General features: G+C 57.5%; 8 protein-coding genes. 5 read left to right on the top strand and 3 right to left on the bottom strand.

Annotated features, from left to right (window positions below; translation table 11 throughout):
• Nucleotides 1-297: 297 nt before the first annotated feature.
• Complete coding sequence (locus tag M7439_RS06920; protein ID WP_308464435.1) at nucleotides 298-816, bottom strand: hypothetical protein; 519 nt, start codon at nucleotides 814-816, stop codon at nucleotides 298-300.
• Between the two features lie 60 nt (nucleotides 817-876).
• Here M7439_RS06920 and M7439_RS06915 point away from each other — a divergent pair, with 60 nt between their 5' ends.
• Entirely contained in the window at nucleotides 877-1,551 is a 675-nt protein-coding gene (locus M7439_RS06915; protein ID WP_308464434.1) for an RtcB family protein, read from the top strand.
• Nucleotides 1,552-1,713: 162 nt separating this feature from the next.
• Here M7439_RS06915 and glnII read toward each other — a convergent pair whose 3' ends face one another.
• Complete coding sequence (gene glnII / locus M7439_RS06910; RefSeq protein ID WP_298342089.1) at nucleotides 1,714-2,754, bottom strand: glutamine synthetase GlnII; 1,041 nt, start codon at nucleotides 2,752-2,754, stop codon at nucleotides 1,714-1,716.
• A gap of 509 nt (nucleotides 2,755-3,263) precedes the next feature.
• On the opposite strand from glnII, the gene M7439_RS06905 reads away from it, so the two are divergent.
• The 4 genes from M7439_RS06905 to M7439_RS06890 all read left to right on the top strand — a co-directional run bounded on the left by M7439_RS06905 (nucleotide 3,264) and on the right by M7439_RS06890 (nucleotide 8,452).
• Complete coding sequence (locus tag M7439_RS06905) at nucleotides 3,264-4,685, top strand: APC family permease (RefSeq protein WP_298342087.1); 1,422 nt, start codon at nucleotides 3,264-3,266, stop codon at nucleotides 4,683-4,685.
• Nucleotides 4,686-5,130: 445 nt separating this feature from the next.
• Nucleotides 5,131-6,318 (top strand): pre-mycofactocin synthase MftD, encoded by a 1,188-nt coding sequence (gene mftD, locus M7439_RS06900; RefSeq protein ID WP_298342084.1) that lies wholly within the window; start codon nucleotides 5,131-5,133, stop codon nucleotides 6,316-6,318.
• Nucleotides 6,319-7,510: 1,192 nt separating this feature from the next.
• Nucleotides 7,511-7,858: a hypothetical protein gene (locus M7439_RS06895; protein ID WP_298342078.1), complete on the top strand. Its 348-nt coding sequence runs from the start codon at nucleotides 7,511-7,513 to the stop codon at nucleotides 7,856-7,858.
• A 27-nt stretch (nucleotides 7,859-7,885) separates the two neighbouring features.
• Nucleotides 7,886-8,452: a hypothetical protein gene (locus M7439_RS06890; protein WP_298342075.1), complete on the top strand. Its 567-nt coding sequence runs from the start codon at nucleotides 7,886-7,888 to the stop codon at nucleotides 8,450-8,452.
• Between the two features lie 178 nt (nucleotides 8,453-8,630).
• On the opposite strand, the gene M7439_RS06885 is transcribed toward M7439_RS06890, so the two are convergent.
• The gene (locus tag M7439_RS06885; protein ID WP_298342072.1) at nucleotides 8,631-9,515 is read right to left on the bottom strand and encodes a DMT family transporter; all 885 of its coding nucleotides are present in this window, start codon (nucleotides 9,513-9,515) and stop codon (nucleotides 8,631-8,633) included.
• Nucleotides 9,516-9,812: the final 297 nt, after the last annotated feature.

The raw sequence follows: 9,812 nt of genomic DNA, 5'->3' as shown, positions 1-9,812 counted from the left end.
CCGGTGGCAGTGAGCAGTACTCAGGACTGGCGCATACCTTTACGATCTCAGCTCTCTCCTTGTCACTCAGGGCATTAGGTGGAGTTGGATAGACCCTGGTGATTCGCTTATCCTCGACGATCGCGGCCACGATCTCCTCAGCTGATGCTGTAGTGGCATCTACGCCACCTGCGGCCCTCCAACGCTCATAGGTGCTCTCACAGATCCCTACCTCGCGTACTGCGACAGAGAGGCTAACGCCAGCACTGTTGGCCTCTGCGATCAGGGATACTGCTTGTTGGCGCTCTAGGAGAGGGATTAGTCGTCCCTGTCCCCCCAGAACGCCTGGGCTTTTCCCCGCAGCACCAGCAGAGCTGCCGTTTCTGCTAGAGCTTTCTCTTTGCGGGCAAGCTCACGCTCTAGAGAAGCTACCTTGGTCCGTTCGGCCGCTAAGTTCGCACGGTACTCCTTGGCGGCGATACTCGAACGGTCATTGGCCTCCTGGCAGGCCACCTTCCAGCGCATCAGATCCTCGGCCAATATCCCCCGTTCCCGGAGAAAGGTACCGAGCTCGAGTTCGGTCATCGACTCGGTCCTAAGAACAATCTCGTACTTTGCCTTTGACGAGAGCGTAACCGAGGGGTTACCTGACGCTGAGAACTTACCAACGGCCCCGGTTCGCTTCAACGAGGCGTTCCAGGTGTAGAGAGTATTTAACGGAATTCCTTCGGCCCTTGCAAGCTTGGAGATTGTACCGTCAGGAGCATCCCCGTCGCTCCCTAGTTCCAGGAGCTTTCTTAGAATTCGTTCCTTTTGTTCCCTCGGGTATACCTTCATCGTGACTCCTCGTTCCCCGCCCTTGATATGACTGTAGTGGATCTCCCTTCAAGGGCTCTGATGGCTAGGGCTACACAACACATCGAGTGTGCCAAGGGGCTGATGCGCCAGTACTTTATTGAACTCGAGGATCCTGATCTGGCCTATCTCGTGGAAGGCACCGACGAATTCAACGCCTATATCGAGGATATGCGTTGGGCTCAGGAGTACGCCTTTGCGAATCGTCAGGCGATGATGGATGAGGTGGTACGCCAGGTAGCTTGGTTCCTTGGACGCACATTGCGACCCGAACCAGCGATCAACTGTCACCACAATTACACGGTCATGGAGCATCATGATGGGCGTGATGTCTGGCTCACGCGCAAGGGTGCCATTCGTGCGAGAAGCGGGGACTTGGGCGTTATCCCTGGTTCGATGGGAGCCAAGAGCTATATTGTCCGTGGCCGAGGTAGCAGAGCCAGCTACACGAGTTCATCCCATGGCGCTGGCAGACGCCTGTCAAGGATGGAGGCGCGTCGGAGTCTCTCTGTCGAGTCGCTGAATGCCGAGATGTCGGGTAAGAGCTGGAATGCCCCAAGTGCCGAGGCGCTTCTAGACGAACACCCCGATGCCTATAAACCGATCGCGGAAGTGATGGAGGCACAGACTGATCTCGTTGAGGTTGTTCATGAGCTGCGTCAGATCTTGAACTATAAGGGGGTCGAAGAAGTGAGAAGGAAGGGACGGGCACGATAGTCCGTCGCTCTCGGGGGCGACCGGGAAGAGGCCATAGTACAGATCGCGAGGGGTAAGTGGAACAAAAAGTCGAGAGACCGCCCAAGCAAATGGTTGGGCGGTCTCTCGACATTGACGAATGCCGGCGCCTCGTCTTAGATGAGGCGATAAAAAGCCGAAGGCTCAGATGGCGTCAGCGAGATCGGCCGAAGGTGCCTCTGCGGACGACTCAGCATCCGAACAGACGGTGTCGATGATAAGACGGCAGACCGTATACGGATCCATGTTGGCATTTGGACGTCGATCCTCGAGCCACCCCTTGCCTGCCTTAGCGGCAGCCCACGGGATGCGAATTGAGGCGGCACGGTTGGAGACACCGTAGCTGAACTCGTCATAGCGGGCGGTCTCATGCTTACCGGTGAGCCGACGCTCAATACCATCGCCGTAGTTGGCGATATGCTCTTCGACTTTTCGGCCAAGCGCCTCACACCCAGCGATAATAGGATCGAAGTCGTTCCGCATAGCCAGGGTGGAGAAGTTGGTGTGGGCACCGGCACCGTTCCAGTCGCCGGCTACGGGCTTGGCATCCCAGTTGACCTCGACCTCGAAGTCCTCAGCGATGCGCATGAGTAGCCAACGGGCGACCCAAAGCTCGTCACCGATCTCAGGTGGTGCGAGCGTGCCAATCTGGAACTCCCATTGGGCCATCATGACCTCGGCATTAGTGCCTTCGATATGGAGACCAGCCTCCATGCAGGCGAGTGTGTGGGCCTCGATGATATCACGGCCGACGATCTTCTGCCCGCCGACGCCGCAGTAGTAGGCTCCCTGCGGCGCAGGGAACCCGTTGACTGGCCACCCCAATGGCCGACCATCCTTAAAGAACGTATACTCCTGCTCGATGCCAAACATCGGTTCCTGGTCGGCAAAACGCTCTGCCGTCTGCACTAACGCCGAGCGCGTATTGGTGGGGTGTGGGGTGAAATCGGTGAGAAGAACCTCGCAGAGAACGAGGACATTATCTCCGCCGCGAATTGGGTCTTGACACTGGAAGACCGGTTGCAGGACGCAGTCAGAGTTCTCCCCAGGGGCCTGGTTAGTACTAGAACCATCAAATCCCCATATATCGGGTGCCTTGCCATCTTGGATAATGCGCGTCTTGTTTCGCATCAAAGGCGTTGGTTTTGTTCCATCAATCCAGATATATTCAGCCTGGTAACTCATGGTATTTTCGCTTTCGGTTTCAGGTGTGGCTGATCCCGATAGAAGGAATCTAGCCGCACTCCAATTGCTTCACCTGTAAGAGTATGCGTTCTGGCTCGTGCGTGTAGGGAGTTATGTTAACTCACTGTAACGATTGGATCTGTACCGTCCAATACCCTGGCGGTGCGCGTGGGCGACGGACCATGTTCGCTATGGAATGCGGTGGTGGAGGTCGCTACAGGATAAGCATCCTGTGCTTGATCGTTGCCTGTCAAGTGCGACTGTGTTGGCGATAGTCAACTTGTTCTTTACCAGACATCGTGAAAGCCTGGATGAGATGCAGTCGCAGTCGCCGGACTCGTGGGCAGCAAAGGAGGCAAGGAGGCAGTAGTCGCCAGATCAGAGCATTCCCAAAGTCATGCTCGGTGCGGCAGTAAGTGGAGTCGATCCGCTGTTGGACATGCTGATGTTTTGCTCGGTGTGTTTCTTCTAGGTGTAGAGTAGTGGCGTTGATCGAAGAGGAGGAATCGATGACTGAGGACGTGAAGCCAACTGAAAAGTCGAATAGACTTCGACAAAACTCGTTGAGCACCGCTGATATTCTTGGCGTCTCGCTGGCCGACACGGCGCCGGCGATGAGCTTCTTCTTCTCATTCGCTGCCATCGCGGCAGCGGCGGGTATCGCGAGCCCGTTGGCGATTATCGTTGCAGCGGTCGCCATTCTGTTGAAGCTGAACAGCCTGACGGAATTCACCAAGGTGTCTCCGAGCTCTGGCTCCTATATCTCCTACATCGGGAAGGCGTTCGGAGCGATTCCGGGGGTGATGACGGCGTGGGCGCTCTCGGTCGGCTACATCGTCGCGGTTGGCTACGTCATGGCGATCATGGGTGGCTGGACCAGTCTGATCTTGCTGAAGTACCTCCATGTCTCCATCGCCTGGGAGCCTATCACGATTGTGTTTGTCGCGTTCGTGAGTTTTCTGGTCTATCGTGGCGTCAAAGTCAGCGCACGGTGGGCGACGATGGCATTCGCATTCGAGCTGCTGCTGATCATCGTCAGTATGGTAGCCATTGTCATCACCAACTCCTCGCATCTGAACTTTGCGAGCTTTGAGCCCAGCCTGATCCATAAGGGTATATCGGGATTAGGGCTTGCCTTCCCACTCGCGATGTTTCTCTTCATCGGCGTTGGTAACCCTGGTGCTATGGTGGAGGAGACTCGTAACGCCAGACGTGCAGTGCCACGGGCCATCTACATTGCGACGATTTCGGTGGCGATCATCTACGTTCTGATGGCTTGGACGACCTCGGTGGCATTCCACAACAACGCTACGACCATCGGTGGACTTTCGGCCCCATTCGTCACCGCCGCCGATAAGGCTCTTGGACCGGTATCCATTCTGGTTTACCTGGCTGGTCTGACCAGCACCTTCTCCTCGCTGATCGGAGCAACAACCGCGCAGACCCGTATTATCTTCAGCGCTGGACGAGAGAAGCTGTTGCCGAGCGTGCTCGGAAAGCTGAGTGACCGATATGGAACTCCCGTAGTCTCGTTGTTGGCCTATTCTTTGATCGCGCTGATTATCACGCTCCTGTGGGCGAGCCACGGTAATCCCCTGGACATCGCTGGTGATATCGCGACGCTTGGAACGATCCCTATCATCCTGGTCTATCTTGCGCTGAACGTTGCGTTGCCGGTCTACTTTCTCCGTGAGCACCGAGAGCTTTTCTCGGTACTCCGACACCTTATCATTCCTATTCTTGGTGTCGTTGCGTTGGTGCTACCTCTCTGGGGGTTGATCAAACCTGGGCAGCCCTATCCGTTTGATATTTTCCCGTGGATTGTGCTCGCCCTCTTGGTTGTCAGTTTCGTCTTTGCCGTGATCCGGAGGCGCCAGATCCCGGATCTAGGGAAGAAGATCGGAAGCGTGCTTGCCGATGACTTCGAGTAGCCAGCGGATCGGGGTGAGCGTTCGTCAGAGTCTTGGTGCGCCGTTTGCAAAATGAGTGGATGTCCTCTGAGTTCCGATCACTTTGCTGGGCGAAGCGCCCATCTCCACGGCTGACGCCCGTATCGTTGCCAAGGTTCGCCTAAGCAGCGCCTGCACTGGTATGCCTGAGTGAGCAGCATCCTTGGCGAAGCGGTCTTGGCGCGGAGCTCTGATTGGGGAGCTTGGTCAGCGAGCACCACGGGTCATCGAGACGCTATTGCGATCGATTGCGAATCAGTCTTATTGACATGATCAGGGGCCGTGGAACCGCCGACGATACTGTTGGCGATCGAGCGACCATAAGTGGTATCGAGAGCCAGACCGATACGTCATTGCTGCATCGACCTCACGCGTTGACCGTACCCATCGAGGTGTGTGGTAACGTACGAGAGGGTGGAGGTAATCGATGTCGAGTACACGCACATGGTTTGAATCGGTGGCGGAGGCGGAGCGTCGTGCTCGTCGGATACTCCCGCCCTCTGTCTTCGCGGCGATTCGCGCTGGTGCTGAGGGTGGGGTGACCTTATCCGAGAATGTCGCAGCGTTTTCTCGTCTTGCACTGCTGCCGACGGTAGCTGATCTACCGGCTGAGCGAACGCTTGCTACTGTCGTCATGGGAACACCGGTAAGTTTCCCAGTGCTTCTCTCGCCCACTGGTGTCCAAGCGGTGCACCCGGAGGGCGAGGTTGCCGTGGCGCGCGCAGCGAAGGAAGCGGATACCCTGATGGGGGTCTCTGCCTTCGCCTCCTCCCCGCTTGAAGCCGTCGCGGCGGTGACGGAGAAGTTTCTCTTCCAGACCTATTGGTCAGGATCTCGGTCGCTCTTGACGAGTCGGCTTCAGCGGGCGCGCGAGGCGGGCGCACGCGGTCTGATTGTGACCTTAGATTGGTGTTTTGACTTTCGGCGTGATTGGGGAAGTCCGTGGATTCCCCAACGCCTCGACACAAAGGCAATCGTTAGGTATCTGCCGGAGCTCGTGAGGCGACCAGGGTACGTGCAGCGCTACCTTGCCGCAGGCGGTCCGCCCGACCTTGGGGTCCCTAACATGGCTGATCTTCGCGGTGAAGTTCCAGGATTCTTTGCGGCATTCGAGGAGTGGATGCGTACCCCTCCTCCGACATGGGATGATCTCGCTTGGCTGCGCGAACAGTGGGATGGACCCTTCATGATCAAAGGGGTGACTCGGGTCCAAGACGCCCGTCGAGCGCGAGATATCGGAGCGACCGCTATCTCGGTCTCCAACCATGGGGGGAACAATCTCGACTCGACTCCCGCTACGGTTCGTTGTCTGCCTGCTATCGTCGACGCCGTCGGTGACGACATCGAGGTACTGCTCGATGGGGGTGTGCGGCGGGGCTCTGACGTGGTAAAGGCACTAGCACTCGGTGCTCGAGCGGTGATGATTGGCCGCCCATACCTTTGGGGGCTCGCGGCAGGGGGCACACTTGGCGTTACCAATGTCCTTGAGATTCTTCGTGCCGGCGTCTCGGAGACGCTCTATGCGTTGGGCAAGGCATCGCTCGCAGAGCTCAATCGCGCGGACGTGCTCGTGCCAGATGGCTTTGCCATCGGTGATCGGCAAGTCGATGGGTGAGGTGCGAGAGCACTGTGTTCGCAGGTCGGACCGTCTGCGAAACCGACCTCCCGCATCGGCGCTACATGCCAAAGACCAGGTTGACCCTGGCCAAGGTGCTCCATTGTAAGGGCAGTTACGTCGTCTTGGGCTTTGGTACGCTTGTCCCACCACCGCGCAACCCCGTCGCGAAGGCAAGCGAGGTATCACCTTGTCGCTGGAGATGAGCGTTTGAGAGGTTGACCATGGATTTGAGAGGCTGACCATGGATTTGAGAGGCGATGCCTTGCGGCCCCAGCAAGATGATCCTGTTGTCGTCATTGATGCGATGCAATAGGCGCCGCGCTCACTCTGAGGCTCTTCATGCAGCTCTTGATCTTCGCGCTATTGGCTGCAACAGCAGTCGAGGAGGAAGGAGCCTGCGAGCCTCTGTTAGATGATAAACTTTCGAAAATATTGCACGATGCCATGTCGTTGTCGCCACGACGTGTTAGGTTCGGTGTCGTGCCGGACGACCACTCTGATGACGATGATAAGCGCAAAGAAGGCGATGATGCGCCGACAAAGCATGGCCGAGAGTGGCGATTGTCGTTGCTAACCTCGCTATAATGGGACTTTGAGGGATCATCCTTGACGGCCAGCGTCGAGTCGGATACTACCAACGCAAATCGAATAGGTACATCTGGCAGCCCAACTCCTCTCACCTCCCCTGACACGGCGTCCGCTGCGGTGAAGAGTCTTCTTCCTCGTCGTTACTATGCCTATCACAGTGTCCTCGGGCGGGCTGGGACCCCTCGGCATTACCCTGCTCCGAACGTGTACCGCCGTGCAGTAAGGGATCGACGAAGGATCGGAATGGTTACTGTCGTTCGCGCGAGTGCCTGGGGCGATCTTGGCTACCCTGGTCTCCAATTCGGCTCACCGAAAGCCTTTGACCTCCACAAGTTGGATGTGCAACGCATTCTGGAGAGGATCGGTCATGCTCCAGTGGAGAAGCGATGCCGCGATACACTGCGCGCCTCTCGCTCCAGTCCCGACGGTGACGAGAATCTCCAAGTGTGCCTGCAGACAACACTGCATCCCTGCCAACGTGACGGCGCGATGCAGGTTAGAGACCCGCACAGCGTCGCGCGTTGCACCCGACGATCCCCCAGATTCAACTGCTGTCCAGATTGTCTTGCGTGAACACATCGCTATAGAAAGGAGCACATCGATGCCCTGGAGCGGAACACCACCCTCCGATCTCGTAGATCCGAGGGAGCCATGCACCTACCGGTGCGACAAGATCAACACCGCAGAGGTGCTCTACCAGGGGAACGAGGGCTACTACGAGGATATCGCCTGTACTTTAAAACATGCGCTCTTCGGGGGCTTCGCTATCTATGACGTCGGCTTCTTCTCGCCATGCATGCTTGACAACCCTGTTCCCCTCAACCCAGCGGATACGACGCATGTGTTTGTCAATACGGAATCGACTGGCCACACACCCCGTACTTGGTGCCTTGCCTCTATCTCCTACACCACCGCCGCCCATCTACGTGCGGGTCGAGCGATGCTCTAGTCATTAGGAATCGAGGGCCAGGATAGTTTGTACAGCGATCCCCCGGACCTAGCTCCAGGTTTCAATGGAGAAGATCGCCATCACTTTTCCCAATCTCCACAGGGGCACAACCACTACTATCCAGAGGGTGTCCAGAACTCCGAGCTGGTAACCGGCCTTGAAGAACCCCCAGACCTCATTGGGAGTCTGGTCTTTGATGGCTGGCCGGACTACCAGCAGAAAGTGACCCAGCTGACCTGGCTCCGCTTGGGACCACCGGCTCCATCCATGGCAGGAACCCAGCCACTGCATCTTCACGGCCGTGACGAGGAGCCTCGCGGCCGAGACATCACTGATGAACTTCTGGAACTACCACTGATCCCTGGTACCGAGCAACGACTCTCATCGTTGTGGCTCCTTGGAGAGTACCGAGCCCCCGTTCTTGGTGCCCACGCCTTTTTTTGCGATCCAGGGTCCCGAACGAATGATCGTTGGGTCGCCTGGCATCCCGACAAGGATGCTAGCCTCGCCGAGGTGCTCGAAGCAGCGGCCATCGCCAACCTGCCAGCTGGGACGATGGCCTGTCTTGAACGCAGCAGCTCCTCACCCCACTAATTGGTCTCGAGCGCGAGAAACGATACCGCCAACATGATGACCCATATCGGGGATGGCCGATCCCAAGAGGCGCTAAATTCTTCTAGTACCGAGACGCACGCTGAGCAGTGTGTCGTATGTCCACGCCAGGCGAACTCGGGCTTAGAAAGGTTTGAGCCCAGCAGGTGTGGAACGAGTATCAATCATGGGCGAGCAGGCGAGGGGTGCGCTGGACGAACCAGGCACCGATGAGAATGAGCGCGGCCCCGATGGGCTGGTACCAGATGAGGCGCTCTTCCAGAATGAAGGCTCCGGCGAGGGTGGAGAAAATGGGCATCACCAGGGGGGTGAGCGAGGCGCCTAATGCTCCCACCTGATGAATGAGTGCGTAGTTCAGGATATAAGCAACACCTGTTCCCATCACTCCTAAAAGGAGGATCGCAATGATCGATCGTGGATTGATCGCTTGGGTACCGTGCCAGAACAGCGGTAGGACGATGAGAGCCTCAGCGGCAGCCATGAGCAGCTGTCCTCCAGCGAGACCAAGACGAGCCTCGTCGGTAATGGGGATGATCTTGCGGACAACGACGAAACCGACGCCGTAGGAGACGGCGGCCAACAGACAGGCGGCACTGCCAAGCAGCGATCCTGAGGCTATGTTGCCACCCACGCCGAGCACGACCAGCACGCCAAGGAAGCCGAGAGCCAGTCCAAGGATACGCCGAGAGGAGGAGTGTTCGATGCCGGCGATGATCGCTACTGGGAAGGTAACCAACGGTGTCATCGCGTTGAGAAGGCCCGCCAAGATGGCGCTGATATGGGTCTCTCCGTATCCAAAGAGCACATAAGGAATCGTGTTCGAGACGGCTGCTGCGATGGCGAGCCTCCACCAGAGTCCACGACCATGCGGGAATTGGAGCCCTCGTGCGCGGACGATGACGAGAATCACGGCGGAGCCTAAAAGAGTGCGCAGGAGCGCAATCTCAACAGGTGAAAAGCTTTCGACTCCCACCTTGATGAAGATGAAGGAACAGCCCCAGATGAGCGAGAGGCAAAGAAGCGTGAGCGTGGCTCGAGTATTCACGTCGCTGGTGCTATCAACGCATCGACCACACTTTCCTTACCCGAGAGTCGGAGCTAGCCTAGTCCTCGCTAACGTCACCAGCCTACTGGTCGGGCAGGCCTCATCATTCTGCTCCTGGCAGGCCTCTCCTTCGTAGGGGTTGGCATCTAGGCCGTTGGGGAGTGTGCAAGAAAAGCCACCAACTCCCCCTCGTAGATGAGGGGGAGTTGGTGTGTGCCTTGGGGATGTGGATTAAGGTTTGCGGGTCTCGGCTGGTTGGGTCTCAGTTGGAAGAGGACGCTGGTGCTGCCATGGGGT

Source organism: Ferrimicrobium sp., from assembly GCF_027319265.1.
Taxonomy (GTDB): domain Bacteria; phylum Actinomycetota; class Acidimicrobiia; order Acidimicrobiales; family Acidimicrobiaceae; genus Ferrimicrobium.
The sequence above is the reverse complement of the archived record's forward strand: the minus strand, read 5'-3'. Positions and strand labels throughout refer to the sequence as shown.

Bases quoted from the DNA above. Each gene is read 5' to 3' on its own strand.
- M7439_RS06905 (WP_298342087.1), top strand. From the start codon at position 3,264: ATGACTGAGGACGTGAAGCCAACTGAAAAGTCGAATAGACTTCGACAA.
- glnII (WP_298342089.1), bottom strand. From the start codon at position 2,754: ATGAGTTACCAGGCTGAATATATCTGGATTGATGGAACAAAACCAACG.
- M7439_RS06915 (WP_308464434.1), top strand. From the start codon at position 877: ATGGCTAGGGCTACACAACACATCGAGTGTGCCAAGGGGCTGATGCGC.
- mftD (WP_298342084.1), top strand. From the start codon at position 5,131: ATGTCGAGTACACGCACATGGTTTGAATCGGTGGCGGAGGCGGAGCGT.
- M7439_RS06895 (WP_298342078.1), top strand. From the start codon at position 7,511: ATGCCCTGGAGCGGAACACCACCCTCCGATCTCGTAGATCCGAGGGAG.
- M7439_RS06920 (WP_308464435.1), bottom strand. From the start codon at position 816: ATGAAGGTATACCCGAGGGAACAAAAGGAACGAATTCTAAGAAAGCTC.